The following is a 24,959-nucleotide window of genomic DNA, read 5'->3' as shown; positions in this document are numbered from 1 at the left end:
CTTGATATGAAAAAAGGGCGCGGGACTTGGTCGGTCCAGCGCCCTTCGCTTATTCTCGGCGGCCTGTTTCAACCGCCGCGGCGCTTAGCCGAGTTCCTTCACGAGTTCCGGCACGAGGGTGAATAGATCGCCGACGAGGCCGTAGTCGGCCACGCTGAAGATCGGCGCTTCTTCGTCCTTGTTGATCGCGACGATGACCTTCGAGTCCTTCATGCCCGCGAGGTGCTGGATCGCGCCCGAGATGCCGACCGCGACGTACAGTTGCGGCGCGACGATCTTGCCGGTCTGGCCGACCTGATAGTCGTTCGGCACGAAGCCCGCGTCGACGGCTGCGCGCGATGCGCCCAGTGCCGCGCCGAGCTTGTCGGCCAGCGGCTCGAGCACCTTCGTGTAGTTCTCGCCATTGCCCAGACCCCGGCCACCGGACACGATGATCTTCGCGCTCGTCAGTTCCGGACGATCGAGCTTCGTCACTTCGCGGCTCACGAATTGCGAGATGCCTGCGTCGGCTGCGGCTTCGATCTTTTCGACCGCTGCGCTGCCGCCTTCGGCTGCGACGGCGTCGAAACCGGTCGAGCGCACGGTGATGACCTTGATCGGATCAGCCGATTGCACGATCGCAATGGCGTTGCCCGCGTAGATCGGACGCTCGAACGTGTCGGCGCTATCCACTGCGGTGATGTCGCTGATCTGCGCGACGTCGAGCTTTGCGGCGATACGCGGCGCGACGTTCTTGCCGTACGCGGTAGCCGGCGCGAGGATGTGCGTGTAGTTCCTGGCGATGGTCAGCACCGTCGCTTCGACGTTTTCTGCGAGACCCGCTTCGAGTTGCGGCGCGTCGGCGAGCAGTACCTTGGCGACGCCGGCGATCTTCGCTGCCGCATCGGCCGCGCCCTGCGCGTTGTGACCCGCGACCAGCACGTGAATATCACCGCCGACCTTCTGTGCCGCTGCGATCGTATTCAGCGTCGCGGCCTTGATCGACGCGTTATCGTGTTCTGCTACTACCAGGTTAACCAGATTCGTCATTTCTTGCGTCTCCTCACAGCACCTTGGCTTCGGTCTTCAGTTTCTCGACCAGCGTCTTCACGTCCGGCACCTTCACACCGGCGGAGCGCTTCGGAGGCTCGGCGACTTTCAGCGTCTTCAGACGCGGCGTGACATCGACGCCGAGGTCTTCGGGCTTCACCGTTTCCAGCGGCTTTTTCTTGGCCTTCATGATGTTCGGCAGCGTCACGTAGCGCGGCTCGTTCAGGCGCAGATCGGTCGTGACCACGGCCGGCAGTGTCAGCGACAGCGTTTCCGCGCCGCCATCCACTTCACGCGATACCGTCGCCTTGCCATCCGCCACGACCACCTTCGACGCGAACGTCGCCTGCGGCAGGTTCGCCAGCGCGGCGAGCATCTGGCCGGTTTGGTTCGAATCGTCGTCGATGGCCTGCTTGCCCAGAATGACGAGCGAAGGCTGTTCCTTGTCGACCAGTGCCTTCAGCAGCTTTGCAACGGCCAGCGGCTGCAGGTCTTCGTTCGATTCGATCAGGATCGCGCGGTCCGCGCCGATCGCGAGCGCCGTGCGCAGCGTTTCCTGCGACTGCGTCACACCGGCCGACACGGCGATCACTTCGGTCGCGACACCCGCTTCCTTCAGCCGCACCGCCTCTTCAACCGCGATTTCGTCGAACGGATTCATCGACATTTTCACGTTCGCAATATCGACGCCCGTACCGTCCGATTTCACGCGGACCTTCACGTTGTAGTCGACCACTCTTTTCACTGGCACCAGAATTTTCATGCACACGCTCCAAAGTTACGAATACGTCAACCCGACAAACATTATAGCGACTGCCCTCATGGCAGCCGTGTCGCGGGCGCTTTGCGGAAGGATATCGCTCCTCCGCGGCGTGACGGCAATATCGAACGATCGTTCTATTTTAATCTCTAAAAAACCCGGGAAACAACCCCGGGTTCCGACTCCGACCTCTAATTTCCCATTGCCGTCGTGTTCTGCCTGGTTCGCGGATCATTGCATCACCAGGAGGTGATCACCGAGCCGCCGAATTTGCTGTCGACGAACTGCTTCACTTCCGGCGAGTGGTACGCCGCGACGAGCTTCGCGACCCACGGCTTGTTCTTGTCCGCTTCGCGAATCGCGATCACGTTTACGTACGGACCCTTCGGGTCCTCGATCGCGATGGCGTCCTGCTTCGGCTTCAAGCCCGCTTCCATCGCGAAGTTGGTGTTGATCGCGGCGGCATCGACGTCGCCCAGCGAACGCGGAATCTGCGCCGCGTCGAGCTCGACGATCTTCAGCTTCTTCGGATTGTCGACGATGTCGAGCGGCGTCGCCTTCAGGCCGGCATCGGCGCGCAGCTTCAGCAAGCCCTGCTTCTGCAGCAGCAGAAGCGCGCGGCCGCCGTTGGTCGGATCGTTCGGCACGGCGATCTTCGCGCCCGGCTGCAGTTCGGCGAGCGACTTCACTTTCTTCGAGTAGATGCCCATCGGGTACGTGACCGTATCGGCGACACGGATCAGCTTGTAGCCACGGTCCTTCACCTGCGCCTGCAAGTACGGGTCGTGCTGGTAGCTGTTCGCGTCCAGATCGCCGCTCGCGAGCGCCGCGTTCGGCTGCACGTAATCGGAGAATTCGACGATCTTGATGGTGAGGCCGTTCTTCGCGGCGACCGTCTTCACGACGTCCATGATCTGCGCGTGCGGGCCGCCGGTGACGCCGACCTTGATCGTATCGTCGGCATGCGCCGCGGTGGTGGCGAACAGCGTTGCCGCGCCGAGCGCGGCGGCCAGCTTGAGAATGAGGCGACGTTGCATGATGGACCTTTTCCGAATCTCTATGAGCGGGCTTCCGAACGCCCTTGTTTACTTATGGCTCAAACGACGCACGAGCCAATCCCCAAACGACTGCACCAGTTGCACGAACACGATCAGGATCAGCACGACCGCGAGCATCACTTCCGGCAGGAAGCGCTGATAGCCGTAGCGGATGCCGAGGTCGCCAAGGCCACCGCCGCCGATCGCGCCGGCCATCGCCGAATAGCCGACCAGCGACACGAATGTGATCGTCAACCCGGCGACTACGCCCGGCAGCGATTCCGGCAACAGCACCTTGAAGACGATCTGGCTGGTGGTCGCGCCCATCGCCTGGGCGGCCTCGATGAGCCCGCGGTCGACTTCGCGCAGCGCCGTTTCGACGAGGCGCGCGATGAACGGCGCGGCGGCGATCGTCAGCGGCACGATGGCCGCCGCGGTGCCGATCGACGACCCGACGACGAGCCGCGTAAACGGAATCACCGCGACCAGCAGGATGATGAACGGTGTGGAGCGCACCGCATTGACGATCACGCCCATCACGCGATTCACCGCGACGTTTTCGAGCACGCCCTGGCGGTCGGTCAGATACAGCAGCACGCCGAGCGGCACGCCAACCACGGCGCCAATCAGTCCGGAGATGCCGACCATGATCAGCGTCTCCCAGAACGACTGGACGAACATATCGAACATTTCACTCAACATGCGACAGCTCCTCCACGACGACACCCTGCTCGCGCAGAAACGTGATCGCCTGCGCGACCTTGGCCGGATCGCCGCCCGCCAGAACCGCGAGCGAGCCGAACGCCTGCCCCTGGATTTCATCGATCTGGCCGTGCAGGATATTGAAGTCGAGCTCGTAGCGGCGAATCGTCTCCGACAGGATCGGCTGATCGACGCCCGAACCAGTGAACGCGAGGCGCAGCAGATGGCCGCTACCGGTCTTCAGGCGCTGCGCGACGCGCGCCTTCATGGCGGGTGGCAGCTCCTGCGCGATCACGTCGCCGATCAGCGCGCGAGTGACTTCGTGGTGCGGCTGCAGGAACACGTCGATCACCTTGCCTTGTTCGACGACGCGGCCAGCGTCAAGCACCGCGACGCGATCGCAGACCTGCTTGATCACGTCCATCTGGTGCGTGATCAGCACGACCGTCAGGTTCAGTTCGCGGTTGATGCGCTTCAGCAGATCAAGAATGGCGCGCGTGGTCTCGGGGTCGAGCGCCGAGGTCGCCTCGTCCGACAGCAGCACCTTCGGCTTGCTCGCGAGCGCGCGAGCGATACCCACACGCTGCTTCTGCCCGCCGCTGATCTGCGCCGGATAGCGGTCCTTCTGCGCCGACAGTCCGACCAGTTCGAGCAGCGGCAGCACGTTCGCCTCGATTTCGTCGCGCTTCATGCCGGCCAGTTCGAGCGGCAGCGCGACGTTCTCGTACACGGTGCGCGACGACAACAGATTGAAGTGCTGGAAGATCATGCCGATCTCGCGACGCGCGTCGCGCAGTTGCGCGGCGGGCAGCGTCGTCAGATCGCGGCCGTTGACGAGTATGTTGCCCTCGGATGGGCGGGTCAGCAGGTTGATCGTGCGCACGAGCGTGCTCTTGCCCGCGCCGCTGCGGCCGATGATGCCGAACACCTCGCCCGCCGGAATCGTCAGATTGACGTTGTGCAGCGCCTCGACCCAGCCCCGGGGTCCGGCGAACCGCTGGGAAACATTGCGTATTTCGATCATGGACAAACGAAAACGGCGGTGGCTGCCGGCGAGCGTCGTGCTCCCGGCAAGCGGCCGCCGTTTCTTTTATTTGGGATTTAAGGTCGCCATTCTACCGCAGCGTCGACATACCCTTTAATAATCAATTCCGATCTTTTCATAACCAAAGGGCATTAGAGCCGCGCGTTACGTACAAAGCTCTCGCGCATCGCGCCGCTCCGACTATGATCGGACCACCCCCTTCCGCACAGCCTACCGCCATGCAAACTTCCCCGAGCCACACGGTGCGCGCGAGCGCCGGCAGTCTTAATAAGGAAGCGCCGCAGCGCGCGTCGGTCACGACCGCCGACGGCATCGAGTTGCCGCTGTATCGCTGGCAGCCGAACCGGCCGATACGCGCGACGGTCGCGCTGCTGCACGGCCTCGCCGAGCACGCCGGCCGTTACGCGGCCGTAGCGGACCGGCTCAACCCGGCGGGCATCGAACTCGTCGCGGTCGATCTGCGCGGCCACGGCCACGCGCCCGGCAGGCGCGTCTATGTGAAACGCTTCGACGACTACCTGCTCGATGCGCAGGCGCTGCTCGACGCCGCCGCGCAAAGCTGCGCGCCGCTCTTCCTGATGGGCCACAGCTTGGGTGGCGCGGTGGCCGCGCTGTACGCGATCGAACGCCTCGACGCCAGCGGGAGGCGCTTGAGTGGTCTGATCCTCTCGAGCCCCGCGCTTGCGCCGGGGCGCGACGTGCCGAAGTGGATGCTCGCGCTGAGCCAGGTGATCAGCCGCGTCTATCCGGGCTTCCCGGCGATGAAGATCGACCCCGCGCTGCTGTCGCGCCTTCAGCCGGTCGTCAAAGCCAACCTCAACGATCCGCTCGTGCATCACGACGCGATTCCGGCGCGCACGGGCGCCGAGTTGTTGCTGGCGATGGCGCGCATCGAACGTGGCCGCGCGGGGCTGCGCATGCCGCTGCTCGTGTTTCACGGCACCGACGACAAACTGACCGAGCCCGACGGCAGCCGCGCGTTCGGCGAGCACGCGGGTTCGCCTGACAAGACGCTCACGCTGCACGAGGGCAGCTATCACGAGACGATGAACGACCTCGACCGCGATCGGGTGATCGCCGCGTTGGTCGACTGGATTGAAAGACGGTCGGTGGGACGGAGTTGAGAAGATGCGGCGCGTGGTAGCCGTCGGCTAGCGCTTCCACTCCGGCGCGCGTTTGTCGATGAAAGCCTGCACGCCTTCGAGCGCCGAGTCGTCCATCATGTTGCAGGCCATCGTCTGCCCGGCGAGCTGGTACGCGGCCTCGATGCCCATTTCGAGCTGCCGGTAGAACAGGCCCTTACCCGCGCTGACCGCTTCGACCGGCTTCGCGCAGATGCTCGCGGCGAGCCGCGCGACTTCGTCGTCGAGCGCATCGGCTGGGGCGACGCGGTTCACGAGCCCCTGCTTGCGGGCTTCGGCGGCGTCGATGAAATCGCCGCTCAGCAGCATTTCGAGCGCGGCCTTGCGCGACAGGTTGCGCGACAGCGGCACCGACGGGGTCGCGCAGAACAACCCGAGGTTCACGCCCGATACGGCGAAGCGCGCGGTCTCGGCGGCGACCGCGAGATCGCACATGGCGACGAGCTGGCAGCCGGCCGCGGTCGCGATTCCGTGCACGCGCGCGATCACCGGCTGCGGCAGGCGCTGGATCGTCAGCATCAGCTTCGTGCAGCGCGCGAACAGCTGCTGGTAGTACGCGAGCGACGGCGCCGCGCGCATTTCCTTCAGGTCGTGCCCGGCGCAGAACGCGCGGCCCGCGCCGGCGATCACGACCACGCGGGCATCGGTCTTCGCGATGTCGGTCAGCGTCTGCTGAAGTTCGTCGAGCAGCGCTTCGGACAGCGCGTTGAACGCATCGGGCCGGTTCATCGTTACGCGCACGACGCCCGGTACACGATACGCGTCGGGTTCGATCGTGACCAGCGACGCGTCGCCGGTATTGACGGGGTTGACGTTCATGGCTCAGATCTCCGCGAGCGAGCGCACGTGCGCGACCACGCTGCGCCCGAGCGCCGACAGGTTGTAGCCGCCCTCGAGACAACTGACGATGCGCCCGCGCGCATAGCGTCGCGCGATCTCGCGCACCTGGTCGGTGATCCATGCGTAATCGTCTTCGACGAGGCCCATGTTGCCGAGGTCGTCCTCGCGATGCGCGTCGAAGCCGGCCGAGATGAACAGCATCTCCGGCCTGAACTCGTGCAGGCGCGGCAACCACAGCATATCGACCGCTTCGCGCACGACCATGCCGTTCGAGCGCGCCGGCATCGGCACGTTGCACATGTTGGACGCCTGGTTGTCGGCGCCCGTGAATGGATAGAACGGGTGCTGAAAGATGCTGCACATCAGCACGCGCGGGTCGCCCGCGAATGCGGCCTCGGTACCGTTGCCGTGATGCACGTCGAAGTCGATGATGGCGACCCCCGCGAGACCATGCACGTCGAGCGCGTGGCGTGCGGCGATCGCGACGTTGTTGAAGAAGCAGAAGCCCATCGCGCGCGCCGGCTCCGCGTGATGGCCGGGCGGGCGCACGCTGCAGAACGCGTTGTCGTAGCGGCCTTCGATCACCGCGTCAGTGGCGGCGACGGCCGCGCCCGCCGCGCGCAACGCGGCCCGCAACGTGTGCGGGTTCATCGTCGTGTCGGGATCGATTTCGGCGACGCCCTCGACCGGCGAGCGACCGCGGATGTAGTCGACGTGCGCCTGCGTGTGCACGCGCAGCAGCGCGGCCTCGTCGACGAGCGGCGCCGACTCGCGCTCGATCAGCGCGTCGATGCGGCTCGCGATCAGCTGATCCTCGATCGCCTGCAGGCGCGCGGGGCACTCGGGATGCCACTGTCCCATGTCGTGCAGCAGACAGTCGGGGTGGGAATAGAAACCTGTTGCCATAGTTTGTGTTGTGCGTCTCTTCTACGGCGCGGCGCATCAACTGCGCGCGCGGCGTGTCTCCGTCGAGCGGCGCGCGCCCCCGCGCGCCTCCATTCGTCAAGTTACCACACGACGCCGCTGTCGCCGATTCAGCACGGATTTGCGGGAGCCGTCGGGTATACTTCCCCGACCCGTTATTCGCCGTTTCGTTCCTGCCGCTTTCCGACTGCTTCCAGCCTTTCACGCATCGCGCTCACTGCTCACCATGACCGTCAAGCTTGCTCTGTCCGCAGGATCCCCACGCAACCGGCTTCGCCTCAACTCCCTCGCCGCCTCACTGACCGTCGCATCGTGCATGTTCATCGCAGCAAGTCCCGCGAGCGCACAAAGCGCCACGCGCAAAGCCTCGGTGCAGCTCGCGCAGAGCCAGCCGCAACAGCCGGTACCGCAAGGGCAAACGTTTGAGGAAGAGATCATTCCGCAGCGCTATGCGAACAACGCGAACGTCGATGCGTTCATCAACGAGATGGTCGCGCGCTACGATTTCGACGAAGCGTCGCTGCACGCGCTGTTCGCCGGCGTCAGCTACTCGGCGACCGCGGTGAAGCTGGTCACGCCGTCGCCGACGCCGTCGGTCAAGAACTGGCGCTCGTATCAGGCGCGCTTCCTCGACCCGGTGCGCGTCAATGCCGGCGTGCAGTTCTGGCGCGAGAACCGGGCCACGCTGCAGCGCGCGTATCAGGAGTTCGGCGTGCCGCCGGAGATGGTCGTCGGTATTATCGGCGTCGAGACGATCTACGGTCGCTACATGGGTAATTTCCGCGTGCTCGATGCGCTGACCACGCTGAGCTTCGATTATCCGAACACCGCGAATCGCGCGGACCGCCAGGCGACCTTCCGCAAGAATCTCGAAGACTACCTGGTGTGGACACGCGACGCGCAGATCGACCCGAACACGGTGCTCGGCTCATACACGGGCGCGATCGGCATTCCGCAGTTCCTGCCGAGCAGCATCGTCCAGTACGCGGTCGACTACGAGGGCAACAAGCACATCGATCTGCGCACGAGCGATGCCGACGCGATCGGCAGCGTCGCGAATTATCTGCGCCAGAATGGCTGGGAAAGCGGCCGGCCGGTGGTATGGCGAATCGGCTCGGACGCGGGCAGCCTCGGTGTCGCGCAGGCGGCGGCCACTGGCCAGCCGGAGCCGCACTGGCCGCTCGACCAGTTGCTGCGCGCCGGTCTCGTGCTGAACGAGCCGAACCTCGACATTGCTTCGGAAGCGGGCACGCCGGTCACGGTGGTCGATCTGCCGACCCCGGGACGGGGCACCGAGTTCGTACTCGGCCTGAAGAACTTCTACGTGCTCACCCGCTACAACCGCAGCTTCTTCTATGCGCTTGCGGTGTATCAACTCGGTCAGAAGGTCAAGGCCCAGATGGAAGCAATCGACACTGCAAATGCCGCGAAGGCGGTCAACAACGGCGGCGCGTCGCAAAGTCAGACAGATCAGTCGAACTCAAATTCGCAGTGAGTCGCCCCGCGAGTCGCCATGCGCGCCTCGCGTTGAAGGACGTAAAAAAGCGCCGGCTCAACCGGCGCTTTTCATTGGCTCGTGCGCCCGCGAAGGCGCCCGGCGACCCGCTTACGCGGGAAACACTCCCGTGGACAGATAACGGTCGCCGCGGTCGCAGACGATGAACACGATCGTCGCATTCTCGACCTGACGCGCGATGCGCAGCGCGACTTCGCACGCACCGCCCGACGAAATTCCCGCGAAGATGCCTTCGACCGACGCCAGCCGGCGCGCCATCGCCTCGGCCGCGGATTGGCTGACGTTCTCCACACGGTCGACGCGGCTACGGTCGAAAATTTTCGGCAGATACGCTTCCGGCCACTTGCGAATACCCGGAATACGCGAGCCCTCTTCCGGCTGCGCGCCGATAATTTCGATCTGCTGGTTCTGCGTTTTCAGATACGTGGACACGCCCATGATGGTGCCGGTCGTGCCCATCGACGATACGAAGTGCGTGATGCGCCCTTCCGTGTCGCGCCAGATTTCCGGGCCCGTGCCTTCGATGTGCGAAGCCGGATTGTCCGGGTTCGCGAACTGATCGAGGATGATGCCCTTGCCTTCGCGCTGCATCTGCTCGGCGAGATCGCGCGCGTACTCCATGCCGCCTTTGACCGGCGTCAGAATGATTTCCGCGCCGTAGGCCGCCATGCTCTGACGGCGCTCGACCGACAGATCTTCCGGCATGATCAGCACCATCCTGTAGCCGCGGACCGCGGCGGCCATTGCGAGCGCGATGCCGGTGTTGCCGCTGGTCGACTCGATCAGCGTGTCGCCCGGCTTGATGCGCCCGCGCGCTTCGGCCTTCTTGATCATCGACAATGCCGGACGGTCCTTCACCGACCCCGCCGGATTGTTGCCCTCGAGCTTCGCGAGGATCACATTGTTGCGGCTGCGGATCTCGTCGTCGGGAAGCCGGACGAGTTGTACGAGCGGCGTATTGCCGACCGTGTCTTCAATCGTTTTGTATGCCATATGGGGTCTAGCGGTCGATGCGCGAAAGAGTGTCTTCAATCCATCGATTCTAAACTACGATCTCCGGCGCTGCCCTGCAGCCCTTCCGCCCGCATGGATGCATGCCGCTTGCTGCGCAAAAGCCCGCGGCTGCGAGCCGCGGGAAGTCGTGTGCGCAAATCGGAGCAATGGGATGTTCGCGGTCCCTGCGCGCCGCAAGCCGCTCGTCAGCATGACACGCGCAAGGCTCGCGGCCGCTTACTTCTTCACCGCCACTGCGGCGGCGCCCTTCTGCGTGGCGGCGGGCGCGGCCGCAGCGGCCGGCTCCTTACCCGCTGCAGCTGCCGCAACCTGCGTGCTAGCAGCCGCGCCAGCCGGTCCGACAGCGAGACCCTCCGCCTGCAGGCGCTCGATGGTGTGGCCGCCCATGCCCTTGACGCGCTTGCCGAGATCGGCCGCGTCCTTGAACGGGCCGTGCGCATTGCGTTCGTCGACGATCGCTTTGGCTTTTGCCGGACCAATGCCCTTGATGCCGCGCAGCGCGTCCTCGTTAGCCGTATTGACGTCGACCGCCGCATACGCGTGGCCGAAAGCGGCGAGCATCGCCGCGGTAACCAGTACTTTTCGAAACATATTGGAATCTCCCTGTTGCCACTGGCCGGCGACCATCACCAGCCAGGAGATTCCAGTTTAAAGAGGACGGCGTACTAATTACACCTGGCCGAACAGCCAGCGCACGTAACGATCGACACCTTCCTGCACGCTCAGAAACGGCGCGTCGTAGCCGGCCGCGCGCAGCTTCGACTGATCGGCCTGCGTGAAGCACTGGTACTTGCCGCGCAGCGCATCGGGGAACGGAATGTATTCGATCAGTCCGCGTTGCACCTGATCCGCGAGCGACAGCGCCGGCTCGTTGTTCAGCGCGCGCAGCGTGTTGACCACGGTGCTCGCGATGTCGTTGAACGGCTGCGCGCGGCCGGTGCCGAGATTGAAAATGCCCGACTTCTCCGGATGATCGAAGAAGAACAGATTGACCTTGACGACGTCTTCGACGGAGATGAAATCGCGCGTCTGCTCACCAGCCGAATAGCCGTTGTATTCGCCGAACAGCTTGACCTTGCCCTCGGCGCGGAACTGATTGAAGTTGTGAAACGCGACCGATGCCATGCGCGCCTTATGCGTTTCGCGCGGACCGTACACGTTGAAATAACGGAAGCCCACGATCTGGCTTTTCGCCGTGGGCAGCACGCGGCGAATCACCTGGTCGAACAGGAACTTCGAATAGCCGTACACGTTGAGCGGCTGCTCGACCTCGCGCTCCTCGACGAAGCGGCTCGAGCCGCCATACGTCGCCGCCGACGACGCATACAGGAACTGGACGTCCTGGGCGAGACAGATGTCGAGCACGTCGCGGCTATAGCGGTAGTTGTTGTCCATCATGTAGCGGCCGTCGGTTTCCATCGTGTCCGAGCAGGCGCCTTCGTGGAAAATCGCGCGCACCTTGCCGAATTCGCCGCGCCTGAAGCGCTCGACGAATTCGGTTTTGTCGAGATAGTCGTCGATTTCGCAGTCGACCAGATTCCTGAACTTGTCCGCGCGCGTGAGATTATCGACCGCGATGATGCGTTGTTCGCCGCGCTCGTTGAGCGCCTTCACGAGATTGCTGCCGATAAAACCGGCCGCGCCGGTGACGATGACGGTCATGATGATCCTGCCGTAGTGAGCTTTGTAGTGAGCTTCGTTCAGTCAACGCCGCGGGGTCCGCTGGTCCGTCGGACGACGGCAGCCCCGCGGGCTGCATCAGGAGAAGAGTTCGTCGTAGTCGACGGTGGCGGTGCCCAGTTTGCCGACCACGATGCCGGCCGCGCGATTCGCGAGCCCGACTGCGTCGACGAGAGAAAGACCCGCGCCGAGCATCGCGGCAAGCGTTGCGATCACGGTGTCGCCCGCGCCCGACACATCATACACTTCGCGCGCAACGGCCGACGCGTGCAGGATGCCATCGTCGGCAAACAGCGTCATGCCCTCCTCCGAGCGCGTCAGCAGCAGCGCCTTGAACTGGAGTTCGGCGCGCAGCTTCGTGACACGCGCGATCAGGTCTTCCTCCGACTTCCACTGTCCGACGACCTCGCGCAATTCCGCGCGATTCGGCGTGATCAGCGTCGCGCCGCGATAGCGCTCCCAGTCGTCGCCCTTCGGATCGACGAGCACCGGTTTGCCGGCCGCGTGCGCCTTCGCGATCATTTGCGTGACATGCGTGAGGCCGCCCTTCGCGTAGTCGGACATCAGGATCACGTCGTGCGACGGCAGCAGCTCATCGAAACGCGCAAGCCCCGCTAGCAGCACTTCATGCGCCGGCGAGTTTTCGAAATCGACGCGCAGCAGTTGCTGCTGACGCGACAGCACGCGCAGCTTAATCGTCGTCAGCAAGGCAGGATCGCGTTCGAGATGCGGGGTCACGCCGCTTTCGTCGAGCAGCTGCACGATGCGCTCGCCGGGCTCGTCATGACCTACCACGCACAACAGACCCACTTGCGCGCCGAGCGCGACCGCGTTGCGCGCGACGTTCGCCGCGCCGCCCAGGCGATCTTCCTGGCGCTGCACGTGCACGACCGGCACGGGCGCCTCCGGAGAGATGCGGTTGACGTCGCCGAACCAGTAACGGTCGAGCATCACGTCGCCGACCACCAGCACGCGCGCCGCATTGAGCTGCCCGCGCGGCACGAACGTGAGCTTCTGCGCCGTGGTGGACGCGGGCGCCGCGGGCATGGCCTCAGGCATCGGCCGGAAGTTCAGAGGGTTGGGCATAGGGGCGTCCAATAGCGTGATAGTCGATCCCGAGCTCGATCATCGCGTCCGGTTCGTACAGATTGCGGCCGTCGAAAATCAGCGGTGTCTTCAGCACCGATTTCAGATGCACGAAATCTGGACTCTTGAACTCCTTCCATTCGGTCACGATCACGAGCGCGTCGGCGCCGGTCAGCGTTTCGTCCTGAGCGCTCGTGAACGTGAGACGTGCGAGCTGCTCGGGCGCCGTGTGCAGATCCATCGCGAACACGCGCTGCGCTTCGGTCACGGCGACCGGATCGTACGCGCGCACGTTTGCGCCGCGCGCGAGCAGCTCGCCGATCACGCGACGGCTCGGCGCCTCGCGCATGTCGTCGGTATTCGGTTTGAACGCGAGGCCCCACACCGCGAACGTGCGGCCGCTCAGATCCTCGCCGAGCTTCGCGGCGATCTTGTTCACGAGCACGTCCTTCTGCTGGTCGTTCACTTCCTCGACCGCCTCGAGAATGCGCAGGTTGTGGCCGCTCTCGCTCGCGGTGCGAATCAACGCCTGCACGTCCTTCGGGAAACACGAGCCGCCATAGCCGCAGCCCGCGTACAGGAAGTGATAGCCGATGCGCGGATCGGAACCGATGCCGCGGCGCACCGCCTCGATGTCGGCGCCGACCTTGTCCGCGAGATTCGACATCTCGTTCATGAACGAGATGCGCGTCGCGAGCATCGCGTTGGCCGCGTACTTGGTGAACTCGGCCGAGCGCACGTCCATGTACAGCGTGCGTTCGTGGTTGCGGTTGAACGGCGCGTACAGACGCTTCATCATTTCGCGCGCGCGTGTGCCCGGTTCGTCTTCGTCGATACCGATCACGATACGGTCGGGGCGCATGAAGTCGTCGACGGCCGCGCCTTCCTTCAGGAACTCGGGGTTCGACACGACCGAGAAGCGATGCTGTGCGCTGCCGGCGAGCCCGCGCTTCGCGAGCTCTTCGTTGATCACCGCGCGCACGCGTTGCGCGGTGCCGACCGGCACCGTCGATTTGTCGACGATCACCTTGAAGCCGTTCATCGTGCGGCCGATGTTGCGCGCGGCCTCGAGCACGTATTGCAGGTCGGCGGAGCCGTCTTCGTCGGGCGGCGTGCCGACCGCGATGAACTGCACGTCGCCGTGCGCGACGCTCGCCGCGACATCGGTCGAGAACGTGATGCGACCGGCCGCGCGCGTGCGGGCGATCATCTCCTGCAAGCCCGGTTCGTGAATCGGCACGCCGCCTTTGTTGAGGATGTCGATCTTGCGCTGATCGACGTCGAGACAGAAGACGTCGTTGCCGATTTCGGCGAGACACGCGCCGGTGACAAGGCCCACATAGCCGGTGCCGATAATGGTGATTTTCATACGCTGTCCGGTAGATGGTTCCGGTGATGAATGCCGCTCGTGAGGCCGGCGATAAACTCGTTGCGAAATTCGTGGGGCGATTGCGCGCCAATGAACGCCGACGCGGCCACCGCCGCGCATGCGGCGTCAGTTCGGCGCGGCAATCGGCTCGACGCGGCGCGGCGCATAGGTTTCCCAACCGCTGCATCCCGGGCACTGCCAGTAGAAAAGCCGGGCCCTGAAACCACAATTCTGGCACGTATAGCGTGGCAGATTCTTGGTGCGCTGGCGGATCAGTGTGCGCATCAGTTCGAGCTCGCCGCGCCGCGGCTCTTCGGCGACGGCCTGCTGCGCTTCGAGCAGACGCGTCATGCCGGCCAGATTCGGCGACTTCTGCATCTGCGTGCGCGCGAGCGCATGCGCAGCATCGGCGCCGCGCAGCGATGCGACGTGCTGATACGCAACGTCGAGCAGATCGTTGCTCGGATGACGGTCGACCCACGTGGTCAGCAGATCGGCGCCCTCCTGCGCGCGGCCGAGCACTTCATATGCTTTCATGATCTTCTCGGCGACGAGCGGCAGATACGCGGGGTTCTGCTCCTCGACGCGGCGCCATTGCCCAATCGCCGCTTCCGGCGCGCCGCCGGCCGCGTCGACATCGCCGAACAGGATCGTCGCGCGCACGTTGGTCGGGTTCGCCTTCAGCGCGAGACCGAGCTGATGACGTGCCTCGTCCGGCTTCTTCTGCTGCAGCGCTTCCTGCGCAAGTTCGCAGTAGAACTGTGCGATTTCCTTGTCGAGCGACGGTGCGCCCATCGTTTCGAGGTGGCGCGCGGTATCGATCGACTTGACCCAGTCTTTCTCGATCTCGTAGATCGTCAACAGCGCGCGTTGAGCACCCAGCGCGTAATCGCCCGCTTGCAGCGAGCGGAAGGTTTCTTCGGCACGGTCGAGCAGACCCGCTTTCAGGAAGTCCTGGCCGAGTTCGTACAGCGCGTGATCGCGCTCGTTGACCGGCAGGTCCGCGCGGCTCAGCAGATTTTGATGCACGCGAATCGCGCGGTCCGTTTCGCCGCGCCGGCGGAACAGATTGCCGAGCGCGAAATGCAATTCGACCGTTTCAGGGTCGAGCTTGACGACTTCGATGAATGCATCGATCGCCTGGTCGGGCTGCTCGTTGAGAAGGAAGTTCAGGCCGCGAAAATACGACCGCGGCAGGTTGGCGCTTTCGGACAGCAGCGTCTTGAGGTCGTAGCGCGCCGCCATCCAGCCGAACGCGAACGCGACGGGTATGACCAGCAGCCACCAGAAGTCTAGATCCATGCGATTAATGCAAATGTGCGGAAAAGCCAAAACGAAAAGCCGCGCTCGGAGCACGCGCGGCGCAAGACAGCTCAGATCAGCGGCGGCATCGGCGGCTGCTCTACCACGGCGGGAGTCTCTCGCGCCACGCGCAACTCGCGCCTGAGCCGGCCATTCTCCATGCGCAGACGCACGACGGCCGGCATCGCCGACACGAGCCCGGCGAGCAAGCCGATCACGAAAAACGCGAGGCCGATCAGAATCAGAGGCGCCGACCAGACGTAGCCGGCGAGGAAATTCAGCGTAGCGGGTTGCGTGTTGGAGAGCGCGAGCACGAGCAGCAGCACGAACACCAGCACACGGATCAGCCAGACGATAAATTTCATGAATAGATCTCTTCACGGCAGTTGCGGGATGACGCCGGCTTGATGACGCGTCGCGCCACGGTGTTGCCCGCGCCGAAGTGACCCGTATTGTAATGGATGCCCTCGCGGCTGGGCAGCAAGTGGCGGGATGCCGGACTTACGGGCCATTCGCGAAATGCAAAGGCCGCAGCGGAAGGCGCGACTTCTCAAATGATGGACGAAAAAAAAAGCGCCCGAAGGCGCTTTTCCTGGTCTTTTGCCGACTGGCCTTGGCCGCTGACGCTAGCTATGCCACGCTGCAACACACACAGCGGAGTCATTAAAGGTCGTCATCCGGCTCCTCGGCCTTCAGCGGCTCGCCCGCGCGACGATCGACCCGCTCGCGCAACTCCTTGCCCGGCTTGAAGTGCGGTACGTACTTCTCGGGTACCAGCACCTTCTCGCCCGACTTCGGATTGCGTCCGACGCGGGAGGGACGGCGGTTGAGGCCGAAGCTGCCGAAGCCACGAATTTCGATGCGATGACCTTTGGCAAGCGCCTCCGACATCGCATCAAGCATCGTCTTCACCGCGAAATCCGCATCCTTGAGAACAAGTTGCGGAAATCGCGTAGCCAGCTGGGCGACCAATTCCGATTTGGTCATACTGCAGCAGACCTCTCAGGCTTACTGGTTCTGGCCGTCGAGCTTGGCCTTCAGCAGCGCGCCGAGGTTCGTCGTGCCGGTAGCGGCTGCGCTCGAATCCGAAGCAGCGAGACCGCGGATGGCTTCCTGCTGCTCAGCCGAGTCCTTCGCCTTGATCGACAGGTTGATGCCGCGCGACTTGCGATCGATGTTGATGATCATCGCGTTGACCTTGTCGCCTTCCTTCAGCACGTTGCGAGCGTCTTCCACGCGGTCTTGGGCGATTTCCGAAGCACGCAGGTAGCCTTCGACTTCGCCCGACAGCTGGACCACGGCACCCTTCGCGTCGACCGACTTGACGGTACCGTCGACGACCGAACCCTTGTCGTTCATTGCAACATAGTTGCTGAACGGGTCACCTTCGAGCTGCTTGATACCCAGCGAAATACGTTCCTTCTCGACGTCGATGCCGAGAACGATCGCTTCCACTTCGTCGCCCTTCTTGTACTTGCGAACGGCTTCCTCGCCGGTTTCGCTCCACGACAGATCCGACAGGTGAACCAGACCGTCGATGCCGCCCGGCAGACCGATGAACACGCCAAAGTCGGTGATCGACTTGATGGCGCCGCTGATCTTGTCGCCCTTCTTGAAGTTGCGGCTGAAGTCGTCCCACGGGTTCGGCTTGCACTGCTTCATGCCGAGGCTGATACGACGGCGGTCTTCGTCGATTTCGAGAACCATCACTTCGACTTCGTCGCCCAACTGGACAACCTTCGACGGAGCAACGTTCTTGTTGGTCCAGTCCATTTCCGACACGTGGACGAGGCCTTCGATGCCCGATTCCACTTCGACGAATGCGCCGTAGTCGGTGATGTTCGTGACCTTACCGAACAGACGCGTGCCCGACGGGTAACGGCGCGAGATGCCTTCCCACGGATCGTCGCCCAGTTGCTTGATACCGAGCGAAACGCGGTTCTTTTCCTGGTCGAACTTGAGGATCTTCGCGGTGACTTCCTGGCCAACCGACAGAACTTCGCTCGGGTGACGCACGCGACGCCATGCGATGTCGGTAATGTGCAGCAGGCCGTCGATGCCGCCGAGGTCCACGAACGCGCCGTAGTCGGTGATGTTCTTGACCACGCCTTCGACGATCGCGCCTTCCTTCAGCGTTTCGAGCAGCTTCGCGCGCTCCTCGCCTTGCGTTGCCTCGATGACAGCGCGGCGCGACAGCACGACGTTGTTACGCTTGCGGTCGAGCTTGATGACGCGGAATTCGAGGGTCTTGCCTTCGTACGGGGTCGTGTCCTTAACCGGACGCGTATCAACCAGCGAACCCGGCAGGAATGCGCGGATGCCGTTGACCATCACGGTCATACCGCCCTTGACCTTGCCCGTGATCGTGCCGGTCACGAGTTCATTGTTGTCCAGCGCCTTTTCCAGCGACAGCCACGAAGCCAGACGCTTCGCCTTGTCACGCGACAGGATGGTGTCGCCATAGCCGTTTTCCAGCGCGTCGATCGCGACGGAAACGAAGTCGCCCGCCTGCACTTCTACCTCGCCCGCGTCGTTCAGGAACTCTTCGAGCGGGATGTAGGCTTCGGACTTCAGACCAGCGTTCACGACCACGAAGTTGTGGTCGACACGCACGACTTCGGCGGAGATTACTTCGCCGGCGCGCATGTCCTGCTTGGTCAGCGACTCTTCGAACAGAGCCGCAAAAGATTCGGTATTCGGGGTAGAGGTTTGCAGGTCGGACATAAAAATCAGAGTTTGCATGGTCTTCGCAACGCCAGGCTCACCGGACCGGTCAGCAACTGTGGCAAATACGCGAACGCCACGCGGGGTTAAAGGGTTAAAAACAACGCTTCGCGACCATTGCGAAGCACCTACCAACAACGGGACTGCCGCTGCTCGCCACTTCTGCGCGACCGTTTTCAGTCACGCATGCGGGACCAGCGCTTCATACCATTGCACCACCTGCTCGACCGCCTGGTCGACCGACAATGCGGAGGTATCAAGCAGCTTTGCATCCGCCGCGGGCTTGAGCGGCGCGGCCGCGCGCTGACTGTCACGCTCGTCACGCTCACGCAAATCCCGGAGCAAGTCATCTATATTAGCAGAAAATCCTTTTTGGATCAATTGCTTATGCCGGCGCATCGCGCGGGCTTCGACGCTCGCGGTCATGAACACCTTCAGCGCGGCGTCCTGGAAGATCACGGTGCCCATGTCGCGGCCGTCGGCGACCAGTCCCGGTTCCTTGCGAAACGCGCGCTGGCGCGCCACCAGCGCGGTTCGCACCGGCGCGTGCACGGCGATCGCCGAAGCGCGGCTGCCCACTTCCTCGGCGCGGATTTCAGTCGATACATCGACCCCGTCAAGCTGCGCGAGCCCCTCGCGAAACGTGATATGGAGGTCATCGATCAGTTTGACAAGTGCGTCGACGTCGTCCGCCGCAATGCCATAGCGCAGGCTCGCGAGCGCCGCGAGCCGATACAGCGCGCCGCTGTCGAGCAGGTGAAAGCCGAGGTTGGCGGCCACCATCGCGGCCACAGTGCCTTTGCCGGAGGCACTAGGGCCGTCGATCGTAATGACGGGCGTCTGGTGAAAGGGACGAGTCGGTTTCATCTAAAAATGTCGCACATCGTGCGATTCGCACGCGAATCTGGGTTGCATCAGGATTGCGCGAGCGCCGTAAAGCGCTCGAAATAATCGGGGAACGTCTTGCCGACGCACCTCGGGTCGTTGATGCGGATCGGCACACCGCCCAAGCTCACGAGCGAGAAGCACATCGCCATGCGGTGGTCGTCGTAAGTGTCGATCGCGGCATTCGGGATCAGCTTTTCGGGCGGCGTGACGACGAGGAAATCTTCGCCCTCCCGCACCTTCGCACCGACTTTGCGCAGCTCGGTCGCCATTGCGGCGATGCGGTCGGTTTCCTTCACGCGCCAGCTCGCGATGTTGCGCAGCGTGCTCGTGCCGTCCGCGAACAGCGCGGCGACCGCGATCGTCATCGCGGCATCGGGGATCAGGTTGAAGTCCATGTCGATCGGATCGAGCTTGCCGTGGTCGTTGCCGACGCCACGCACTTCAATCCAGTCGTCGCCCATCTGCAAGTTCGCGCCCATCTTGATCAGCGCATCGGCAAATCCGACGTCGCCCTGGATGCTCGCGCGGCCCACGCCTTCCACTCTGAGGGGCCCGCCGCCGAGTGCGCCCGCGGCGAGGAAATACGACGCCGACGACGCATCCCCTTCCACCATGATCGTGCCCGGCGACTGATACCGCTTCCCGGCCGGCACCACGAACTGGTGCCAGCCGTGGCGCTCGACCTCAATGCCGAAGCGCGCCATCAGCTTGATCGTGATCTCGATGTACGGCTTCGAGATCAGCTCGCCGTCGACCTGCACAGTGGTGACGCCGCTCGCGGTGCGCAACAGCGGCAGCGTCATCAGCAGCGAGGTCAGGAACTGGCTCGAAACGTCGCCGCGTACGCGGATCGGGGCGTCGGCTGTTATCTGGGCGGGACGGATGCGCAGCGGCGGATAGCCTTCGTTCTGCTCGTAGTCGATCTTCGCGCCGATCTGGCGCAGGCCGTCGACGAGATCGCCGATCGGCCGTTCATGCATGCGCGGCACGCCGTGAATCCGGTAGTCGCCTCCGTTCACGGCGAGCGCCGCGGTCAGCGGGCGCACCGCCGTGCCCGCATTGCCGAGGAACAGGTCGGCCGTGCGCGCGGTGAACGCGCCGCGCGTGCCGGTCACGACGCAGGTGTCGCCGTCGCGCTTCAAACGTACGCCGAGCTTCTCGAGCGCGTCGAGCATCACGCGGGTGTCGTCGGAGTCGAGCAGGTTCGTGATCGTCGTCTCGCCTTCGGCGAGCGCGGCGAGCAGCAGCACGCGGTTCGAGATGCTCTTCGAGCCGGGCAGACGAACCGTGCCGGACGCACGGGAAAAAGGTCCGAGATCGAGGAATTCCATGATGTGTCCAGTTTCCGGTTATTTCGACGCGTCGCCGCTGGCCACGCCAGCCGCGCGCTGCTCCTGCCACTGACTGCGTGCGACGCGCGAGCGCGCGAACACTGCTTCGAGCGCGGCGCCGTCAGCGGCTTCGATCGCCGTGCGCAGGCGCGCGAGTACCGCGGTGTACGCGTCGAGTTCGTCGAGCAGCGCCACGCGATTGGCGACACAGACGTCGCGCCACATCTCCGGACTCGACGCGGCGATGCGCGTGAAGTCGCGAAAACCGCCCGCCGCGAACGAGAACTTCAACGCAGCGTCGGGCGAATTGAGGATCTGCTCGACGAGCGCGAACGACAGCACGTGCGGCAGATGACTGACCGACGCGAACACGCGGTCGTGCTGCTGCGGCGTCATGTCCCGCACCAATGCGCCGGTGGCGCGCCACATCGCGGCGACGCGCTCGACCGCGTCCGGCGTATTCTCCGGCAGCGGGCACAGCACGACGTTGCGGTTCACGTACAGATCGGGCAACGCGGCATCGACCCCGCTCGACTCGCGACCGGCGATCGGATGGCCCGGCACGAACTGGCCGATCCGGGCGCCGAGCGCCGTGCGGGCGGCGGCGACCACGTCGGATTTGGTGCTGCCCGCATCGGTGACGATCGTGTTGGCGTCGAGATGGGGCGCGATGCGCTCGAGCAGCGGCTGGGTCTGCGCGACCGGCGCCGCGAGCAGCACGAAGTCCGCGCCCGCGAGCGCGTCGCGCAGCGCGGCGTCGTCGGTGAGCGCCGCGGCGCCGTCGATCACACCAAGCGCCAACGCCCGTTCGCTCGACGCGGAGGTCCGTCCGACCCCAACCACCGTGCGTGCCCCGCCAACCTCGCCGCGTTCACGCAACGCGCGCGCGAGCGATCCGCCGATCAGGCCGACACCGAAAATTACCAGCTTGTTAAAAGAAAACGCGGCCACGTCGCTCACACAATACGGACATTAAGCGCGCCACTCCTGGCGGTCGACGCGCGGGGTCAAGGATCAAGCCTTACGCTGCGTCAGGCTCGGCAAGCGTCTTCTCGAGCGCCGCGAGGAACGCTTCGTTTTCCTCCGGCAAGCCGATCGTGATGCGCAGCCACTGCGGCAAGCCGTAGCTGTCGACCGGTCGCACGATCACGGCCTGCTTCAGCAGCGCGAGGTTCACCCGGGCGCCGGCTTTGTCGTCGCTGCCAACGCGCACGAGCACGAAGTTGCCTTCGGACGGCACGTATTCGAGGCCAAGCTTGTCGAACGCCTCTGTCAGAAGCGTATAGCCCTGCGCGTTCAGCGCCGCGCTTTTCTGCAGAAACGCGCTGTCGTTCAGTGCCGCGATCGCCGCGGCTTGCGCGAGCGTGTTTACGTTAAACGGTTGACGCAGTCGATTCAGCAAATCGGTCAACCCGGGCTGCGCGATCGCGAAACCGATGCGCAAGCCCGCAAGCCCGAACGCCTTCGAGAACGTACGCGAAACCAACAGGTTCGGATAGCGGCGCACCCAGTCAATGGAGTCGTAGCGCTTGTCCGCCGACAGATACTCGGTGTACGCCTCGTCGAGCACGACGGCCACGTGGCGCGGCACCTTGTCGAGAAACGCCTCGAGCGTCGGGCCGTCGACGAACGTGCCGGTCGGATTGTTCGGATTCGCGACGAACACGAGACGCGTGTCGTTGTCGATTGCGGCGAGCATCGCGTCGAGGTCGTGACCATAGCGCACCGCCGGCACGACGATGGCGCGCGCGCCGACGCCTTGCGTCGCGAGCGCATAGACCGCGAACGAATACTGCGAGAACACGACCGCCTGGCCCTTCTCGACGAACGCGTGCGCGGCGAGTTCGAGGATGTCGTTGCTGCCGTTGCCGAGGGTGATCCACTCAGCCGGCACGCCGTAGCGCGCGGCGAGCGCCGCCTTCAGCGCGAAACCGTTCGAGTCCGGATAACGGCCGAGATCGGCGATCGCCTGCGCCATCGCGTGCTGCGCGGATTCCGGCATGCCGAGCGGATTCTCGTTCGATGCGAGCTTCACGATGCTCGCCTCGTCGAGACCGAACTCGCGGGCCACTTCCGAAATCGGCTTGCCGGCGATGTACGGCGCGATCGCGCGCACATAGGAAGGGCCGAAAGACGCTGTCATGAAAATCTCCGAACGACGATGGATAAGTGAAACCTGCGTTCGGGCAGCGCACGCGGCGCCGCCCGGACTGCGCTGCCAGCCCTTAGCGGGCGCGCGGATATGAGCCGAGTATTTTCAGGAACGCGGCCTTCTCGCCGAGACCGGCGAGCGCGGCAGCCACAGCCGGATCGTCGCGATGGCCTTCGACATCGATATAGAAGTAGTACTCCCACGTACCGACGCGCGCCGGACGCGATTCGAAACGCGTCATCGACACGCCGTGGCGCGCGAGCGGCTCGAGCAGCTTGACCATCGCGCCCGGTTCGTTCGCGACCGACACGATCAGCGAGGTCTGGTCGTAGCCGCTCGGACCGGTCGGCTCCTTGCCAATCATTACGAAGCGCGTGCGGTTGTGCGGATCATCCTGGATCAGCGCGTTGGTGACCTGCAGGCCGTAGTGGATCGCGGCGCGATCGCCGGCGATGGCCGCGACAGCCGGATCTTCGGCCGCCATCCGTGCAGCTTCCGCATTACTCGACACCGCCTGGCGCTCGAGATGCGGCGCATTGGTGGACAGCCAGCGCTGGCACTGCGCGAGCGCCTGCGCATGCGCGCATACGCGCGTGACGCCAGCGAGCCCGTTTTGCGTGAGCAGGTTGTGATGGATCGGCAATGCGAGTTCGCCGCCGATGGTGAGCTGGGTTTGCAGCAGCAGATCCAGCGTGCGCGACACCGCGCCTTCGGTCGAGTTCTCGACCGGCACGACGCCGTAGTCGGCGGCGCCCGCCTCGACCGAGCGGAATACTTCATCGATCGAGGGGCACGGCAGCCCTTCGATCGACTGACCGAAGTACTCGTGCATCGCCTGTTCGCTATAGGTGCCGACCGGCCCAAGATACGCGGCCTTGATGCTCTTTTCTAGCGCGCGGCTCGCGGCCATGATCTCGCGCCAGATCGCGCTGATGTGTTCGTCCGCGAGCGGCCCCGCGCTCATTTCCTGCAGGCGCGCGATCACCTGCATCTCGCGCTCGGGCCGGAACACCGGCGCGTTGAAATGCTTCTTGATCTCGCCCACTTCGAGCGCGACCGACGCGCGCTGGTTCAGGAGCGCGATCAGCTGCGCGTCGAGCGCGTCGATGCGATCGCGCAGAGGTTTGAGTCGTGTATTGAGTTCGTCGTCCATGCGTAAAGCGGCTCTGCCGGGTAACTGCTGGAAAAGATGCGCACGCCTGCCGGTCAGTGTGACTCAGGCGCTGCGCTGTTCGAATTCCTTCATGTATTCGACAAGCGCTTTGACGCCTTCGAGCGGGACGGCGTTATAAATCGACGCCCGCATGCCGCCGACGGACTTGTGGCCCTTTAGCTGCACCAATCCCCGCGCTTTCGCGCCGGACAGGAAATCTTCGTTGCGCGACTCGTCGGCGAGGAAGAACGGTACGTTCATCCGCGAGCGCGAGCCACGTTCGACCTTGTTCAGATAGAAGCTGCTCGAGTCGATCGTGTCGTACAGCAGCTTCGATTTTTCGAGGTTGCGCGCCTCCATCGCCTCGAGGCCGCCCTGGTTCTTCAACCACTTGAACACGAGCCCGGCAATATAGATCGCATAGGTGGGCGGCGTGTTGTACATCGAGTTGTTCTCGGCGACGGTCTTCCATTCGAACGCCGATGGGCAAATCGGCATTGCGCGATCGAGCATGTCCTCACGCACGATCACGACCGTCACGCCCGCCATGCCGATATTCTTCTGCGCGCCGCCGAACAGCACGCCGTATTTGGCGATGTCCATCGGGCGCGAAAGGATATGCGACGACGCGTCCGCCACGAGTGGAATATCGCCGAGGTCGGGAATCTCGAAGGTTTCGACGCCGTGAATGGTCTCGTTCGTGCACAAATGCACGTAAGCCGGATCGTCCGATAGTTGCCATTCCGCACGCGCCGGCGCGCGCGTGTAGCCCTCGGCCGTCTTGCCGGTCGCGGCAAGATGCACGCTGCCGTATTTTTCCGCTTCCTTGAACGATTTCTGCGACCACGAGCCGGTGACGACGAAATCCGCCCGCGGTTTCGAGCCGAGCAGGTTCATCGGCACGATCGCGTTCTCGCCGAGCCCGCCGCCCTGCAGGAAAAGGATGCGGTGACTTGCCGGCACCTGCAGCAACTCGCGCAGATCGGTCAGCGCTGCTTCGTGGATCGACATGAATTCCTTGCCGCGATGGCTCATTTCCATCACGCTCATACCACTACCTTGCCAGTTCAGCATCTCGTCGGCTGCCTGGCGCAGCACTTCTACGGGCATGGCCGCCGGGCCGGCGGAGAAATTAAAAACGCGCATGTGAGGTCCTGGAAGCGGGCGTGAAATAACGAAGTCGCGCGGGAATCGGCGAAAAGAACTGCGAAATGGCTCGCCGAAAAAGAAAATGGCCGTCTGCGCCAGTGCGCAAACGGCCATTA

The 24,959-nt window shown here is 64.1% G+C and carries 24 protein-coding genes; 2 read left to right on the top strand and 22 right to left on the bottom strand.

Going from position 1 to position 24,959, the window contains the following annotated elements:
* Positions 1-84: 84 nt before the first annotated feature.
* The 5 genes from AB3X96_RS16380 to AB3X96_RS16360 all read right to left on the bottom strand — a co-directional run bounded on the left by AB3X96_RS16380 (position 85) and on the right by AB3X96_RS16360 (position 4,552).
* Entirely contained in the window at positions 85-1,020 is a 936-nt protein-coding gene (locus AB3X96_RS16380; protein WP_368590625.1) for an electron transfer flavoprotein subunit alpha/FixB family protein, read from the bottom strand.
* A gap of 22 nt (positions 1,021-1,042) precedes the next feature.
* Positions 1,043-1,792 (bottom strand): electron transfer flavoprotein subunit beta/FixA family protein, encoded by a 750-nt coding sequence (locus AB3X96_RS16375; RefSeq protein WP_368590514.1) that lies wholly within the window; start codon positions 1,790-1,792, stop codon positions 1,043-1,045.
* Between the two features lie 236 nt (positions 1,793-2,028).
* Entirely contained in the window at positions 2,029-2,826 is a 798-nt protein-coding gene (locus AB3X96_RS16370; RefSeq protein WP_368590513.1) for a MetQ/NlpA family ABC transporter substrate-binding protein, read from the bottom strand.
* Between the two features lie 48 nt (positions 2,827-2,874).
* On the bottom strand, positions 2,875-3,528 hold the full coding sequence (locus AB3X96_RS16365; RefSeq protein WP_008924321.1) for a methionine ABC transporter permease: 654 nt from the start codon (positions 3,526-3,528) through the stop codon (positions 2,875-2,877).
* Complete coding sequence (locus AB3X96_RS16360; RefSeq protein ID WP_368590512.1) at positions 3,518-4,552, bottom strand: methionine ABC transporter ATP-binding protein; 1,035 nt, start codon at positions 4,550-4,552, stop codon at positions 3,518-3,520. Before AB3X96_RS16360 ends, AB3X96_RS16365 begins: the two co-directional genes overlap by 11 nt.
* A gap of 239 nt (positions 4,553-4,791) precedes the next feature.
* On the opposite strand from AB3X96_RS16360, the gene AB3X96_RS16355 reads away from it, so the two are divergent.
* Entirely contained in the window at positions 4,792-5,697 is a 906-nt protein-coding gene (locus AB3X96_RS16355) for a lysophospholipase (protein WP_368590511.1), read from the top strand.
* A 27-nt stretch (positions 5,698-5,724) separates the two neighbouring features.
* Here AB3X96_RS16355 and AB3X96_RS16350 read toward each other — a convergent pair whose 3' ends face one another.
* Positions 5,725-6,534, bottom strand: a complete 810-nt coding sequence (locus AB3X96_RS16350; RefSeq protein ID WP_368590510.1) for an enoyl-CoA hydratase — start codon at positions 6,532-6,534, stop codon at positions 5,725-5,727.
* 3 nt (positions 6,535-6,537) lie between these two features.
* Positions 6,538-7,461, bottom strand: a complete 924-nt coding sequence (locus tag AB3X96_RS16345; RefSeq protein ID WP_368590509.1) for a histone deacetylase family protein — start codon at positions 7,459-7,461, stop codon at positions 6,538-6,540.
* A 334-nt stretch (positions 7,462-7,795) separates the two neighbouring features.
* Between AB3X96_RS16345 and mltB the strand changes: the two genes are divergently transcribed.
* Positions 7,796-8,974, top strand: coding sequence for a lytic murein transglycosylase B (gene mltB, locus AB3X96_RS16340; protein WP_368590508.1), 1,179 nt, complete (start codon positions 7,796-7,798; stop codon positions 8,972-8,974).
* 111 nt (positions 8,975-9,085) lie between these two features.
* On the opposite strand, the gene cysM is transcribed toward mltB, so the two are convergent.
* From cysM to serC, 15 genes are all read right to left on the bottom strand, one after another.
* Entirely contained in the window at positions 9,086-9,988 is a 903-nt protein-coding gene (gene cysM, locus AB3X96_RS16335) for a cysteine synthase CysM (RefSeq protein WP_176105389.1), read from the bottom strand.
* 237 nt (positions 9,989-10,225) lie between these two features.
* Positions 10,226-10,600: a helix-hairpin-helix domain-containing protein gene (locus AB3X96_RS16330; protein ID WP_176105388.1), complete on the bottom strand. Its 375-nt coding sequence runs from the start codon at positions 10,598-10,600 to the stop codon at positions 10,226-10,228.
* A 78-nt stretch (positions 10,601-10,678) separates the two neighbouring features.
* Positions 10,679-11,671, bottom strand: a complete 993-nt coding sequence (gene rfaD, locus AB3X96_RS16325; RefSeq protein ID WP_368590507.1) for an ADP-glyceromanno-heptose 6-epimerase — start codon at positions 11,669-11,671, stop codon at positions 10,679-10,681.
* A gap of 96 nt (positions 11,672-11,767) precedes the next feature.
* Positions 11,768-12,775 carry a D-glycero-beta-D-manno-heptose-7-phosphate kinase gene (gene rfaE1, locus AB3X96_RS16320; RefSeq protein WP_368590506.1) on the bottom strand — a complete coding sequence of 336 codons (1,008 nt, stop codon included), beginning with the start codon at positions 12,773-12,775 and terminating at the stop codon, positions 11,768-11,770.
* The gene (locus AB3X96_RS16315; protein WP_368590505.1) at positions 12,741-14,144 is read right to left on the bottom strand and encodes a UDP-glucose/GDP-mannose dehydrogenase family protein; all 1,404 of its coding nucleotides are present in this window, start codon (positions 14,142-14,144) and stop codon (positions 12,741-12,743) included. Before AB3X96_RS16315 ends, rfaE1 begins: the two co-directional genes overlap by 35 nt.
* A gap of 126 nt (positions 14,145-14,270) precedes the next feature.
* Complete coding sequence (gene lapB / locus AB3X96_RS16310) at positions 14,271-15,446, bottom strand: lipopolysaccharide assembly protein LapB (protein WP_368590504.1); 1,176 nt, start codon at positions 15,444-15,446, stop codon at positions 14,271-14,273.
* Positions 15,447-15,517: 71 nt separating this feature from the next.
* Positions 15,518-15,811, bottom strand: coding sequence for a lipopolysaccharide assembly LapA domain-containing protein (locus AB3X96_RS16305; RefSeq protein ID WP_013090140.1), 294 nt, complete (start codon positions 15,809-15,811; stop codon positions 15,518-15,520).
* Between the two features lie 298 nt (positions 15,812-16,109).
* A complete protein-coding gene (locus AB3X96_RS16300; protein WP_006050255.1) occupies positions 16,110-16,433 on the bottom strand; it encodes an integration host factor subunit beta in 324 nt (107 codons plus the stop codon).
* A gap of 21 nt (positions 16,434-16,454) precedes the next feature.
* The gene (rpsA, locus tag AB3X96_RS16295; protein WP_008921410.1) at positions 16,455-18,188 is read right to left on the bottom strand and encodes a 30S ribosomal protein S1; all 1,734 of its coding nucleotides are present in this window, start codon (positions 18,186-18,188) and stop codon (positions 16,455-16,457) included.
* Positions 18,189-18,350: 162 nt separating this feature from the next.
* Positions 18,351-19,037 carry a (d)CMP kinase gene (gene cmk / locus AB3X96_RS16290; RefSeq protein ID WP_176369269.1) on the bottom strand — a complete coding sequence of 229 codons (687 nt, stop codon included), beginning with the start codon at positions 19,035-19,037 and terminating at the stop codon, positions 18,351-18,353.
* Between the two features lie 47 nt (positions 19,038-19,084).
* Positions 19,085-20,389, bottom strand: coding sequence for a 3-phosphoshikimate 1-carboxyvinyltransferase (aroA, locus tag AB3X96_RS16285; RefSeq protein ID WP_368590503.1), 1,305 nt, complete (start codon positions 20,387-20,389; stop codon positions 19,085-19,087).
* Positions 20,390-20,407: 18 nt separating this feature from the next.
* Positions 20,408-21,349, bottom strand: a complete 942-nt coding sequence (locus tag AB3X96_RS16280) for a prephenate dehydrogenase (protein WP_368590502.1) — start codon at positions 21,347-21,349, stop codon at positions 20,408-20,410.
* 61 nt (positions 21,350-21,410) lie between these two features.
* Positions 21,411-22,532, bottom strand: a complete 1,122-nt coding sequence (hisC, locus tag AB3X96_RS16275; RefSeq protein ID WP_368590501.1) for a histidinol-phosphate transaminase — start codon at positions 22,530-22,532, stop codon at positions 21,411-21,413.
* A gap of 82 nt (positions 22,533-22,614) precedes the next feature.
* Positions 22,615-23,694, bottom strand: coding sequence for a prephenate dehydratase (gene pheA, locus AB3X96_RS16270; RefSeq protein ID WP_368590500.1), 1,080 nt, complete (start codon positions 23,692-23,694; stop codon positions 22,615-22,617).
* Positions 23,695-23,757: 63 nt separating this feature from the next.
* Positions 23,758-24,840 (bottom strand): 3-phosphoserine/phosphohydroxythreonine transaminase, encoded by a 1,083-nt coding sequence (serC, locus tag AB3X96_RS16265; protein WP_368590499.1) that lies wholly within the window; start codon positions 24,838-24,840, stop codon positions 23,758-23,760.
* Between the last annotated feature and the right edge of the window lie 119 nt (positions 24,841-24,959).

The organism is Paraburkholderia sp. BR13439 (assembly GCF_040948805.1).
GTDB lineage: Bacteria > Pseudomonadota > Gammaproteobacteria > Burkholderiales > Burkholderiaceae > Paraburkholderia > Paraburkholderia youngii.
The sequence above is the reverse complement of the archived record's forward strand: the minus strand, read 5'-3'. Positions and strand labels throughout refer to the sequence as shown.

What these genes read in the sequence shown, in the direction of transcription:
- AB3X96_RS16375 (WP_368590514.1), bottom strand. Translation starts at nt 1,792, where the DNA reads ATGAAAATTCTGGTGCCAGTGAAAAGAGTGGTCGACTACAACGTGAAG.
- AB3X96_RS16370 (WP_368590513.1), bottom strand. Translation starts at nt 2,826, where the DNA reads ATGCAACGTCGCCTCATTCTCAAGCTGGCCGCCGCGCTCGGCGCGGCA.
- AB3X96_RS16365 (WP_008924321.1), bottom strand. Translation starts at nt 3,528, where the DNA reads ATGTTGAGTGAAATGTTCGATATGTTCGTCCAGTCGTTCTGGGAGACG.
- AB3X96_RS16360 (WP_368590512.1), bottom strand. Translation starts at nt 4,552, where the DNA reads ATGATCGAAATACGCAATGTTTCCCAGCGGTTCGCCGGACCCCGGGGC.
- AB3X96_RS16355 (WP_368590511.1), top strand. Translation starts at nt 4,792, where the DNA reads ATGCAAACTTCCCCGAGCCACACGGTGCGCGCGAGCGCCGGCAGTCTT.
- AB3X96_RS16350 (WP_368590510.1), bottom strand. Translation starts at nt 6,534, where the DNA reads ATGAACGTCAACCCCGTCAATACCGGCGACGCGTCGCTGGTCACGATC.
- AB3X96_RS16345 (WP_368590509.1), bottom strand. Translation starts at nt 7,461, where the DNA reads ATGGCAACAGGTTTCTATTCCCACCCCGACTGTCTGCTGCACGACATG.
- mltB (WP_368590508.1), top strand. Translation starts at nt 7,796, where the DNA reads ATGTTCATCGCAGCAAGTCCCGCGAGCGCACAAAGCGCCACGCGCAAA.
- cysM (WP_176105389.1), bottom strand. Translation starts at nt 9,988, where the DNA reads ATGGCATACAAAACGATTGAAGACACGGTCGGCAATACGCCGCTCGTA.
- AB3X96_RS16330 (WP_176105388.1), bottom strand. Translation starts at nt 10,600, where the DNA reads ATGTTTCGAAAAGTACTGGTTACCGCGGCGATGCTCGCCGCTTTCGGC.
- rfaD (WP_368590507.1), bottom strand. Translation starts at nt 11,671, where the DNA reads ATGACCGTCATCGTCACCGGCGCGGCCGGTTTTATCGGCAGCAATCTC.
- rfaE1 (WP_368590506.1), bottom strand. Translation starts at nt 12,775, where the DNA reads ATGCCCAACCCTCTGAACTTCCGGCCGATGCCTGAGGCCATGCCCGCG.
- AB3X96_RS16315 (WP_368590505.1), bottom strand. Translation starts at nt 14,144, where the DNA reads ATGAAAATCACCATTATCGGCACCGGCTATGTGGGCCTTGTCACCGGC.
- lapB (WP_368590504.1), bottom strand. Translation starts at nt 15,446, where the DNA reads ATGGATCTAGACTTCTGGTGGCTGCTGGTCATACCCGTCGCGTTCGCG.
- AB3X96_RS16305 (WP_013090140.1), bottom strand. Translation starts at nt 15,811, where the DNA reads ATGAAATTTATCGTCTGGCTGATCCGTGTGCTGGTGTTCGTGCTGCTG.
- AB3X96_RS16300 (WP_006050255.1), bottom strand. Translation starts at nt 16,433, where the DNA reads ATGACCAAATCGGAATTGGTCGCCCAGCTGGCTACGCGATTTCCGCAA.
- rpsA (WP_008921410.1), bottom strand. Translation starts at nt 18,188, where the DNA reads ATGCAAACTCTGATTTTTATGTCCGACCTGCAAACCTCTACCCCGAAT.
- cmk (WP_176369269.1), bottom strand. Translation starts at nt 19,037, where the DNA reads ATGAAACCGACTCGTCCCTTTCACCAGACGCCCGTCATTACGATCGAC.
- aroA (WP_368590503.1), bottom strand. Translation starts at nt 20,389, where the DNA reads ATGGAATTCCTCGATCTCGGACCTTTTTCCCGTGCGTCCGGCACGGTT.
- hisC (WP_368590501.1), bottom strand. Translation starts at nt 22,532, where the DNA reads ATGACAGCGTCTTTCGGCCCTTCCTATGTGCGCGCGATCGCGCCGTAC.
- pheA (WP_368590500.1), bottom strand. Translation starts at nt 23,694, where the DNA reads ATGGACGACGAACTCAATACACGACTCAAACCTCTGCGCGATCGCATC.
- serC (WP_368590499.1), bottom strand. Translation starts at nt 24,840, where the DNA reads ATGCGCGTTTTTAATTTCTCCGCCGGCCCGGCGGCCATGCCCGTAGAA.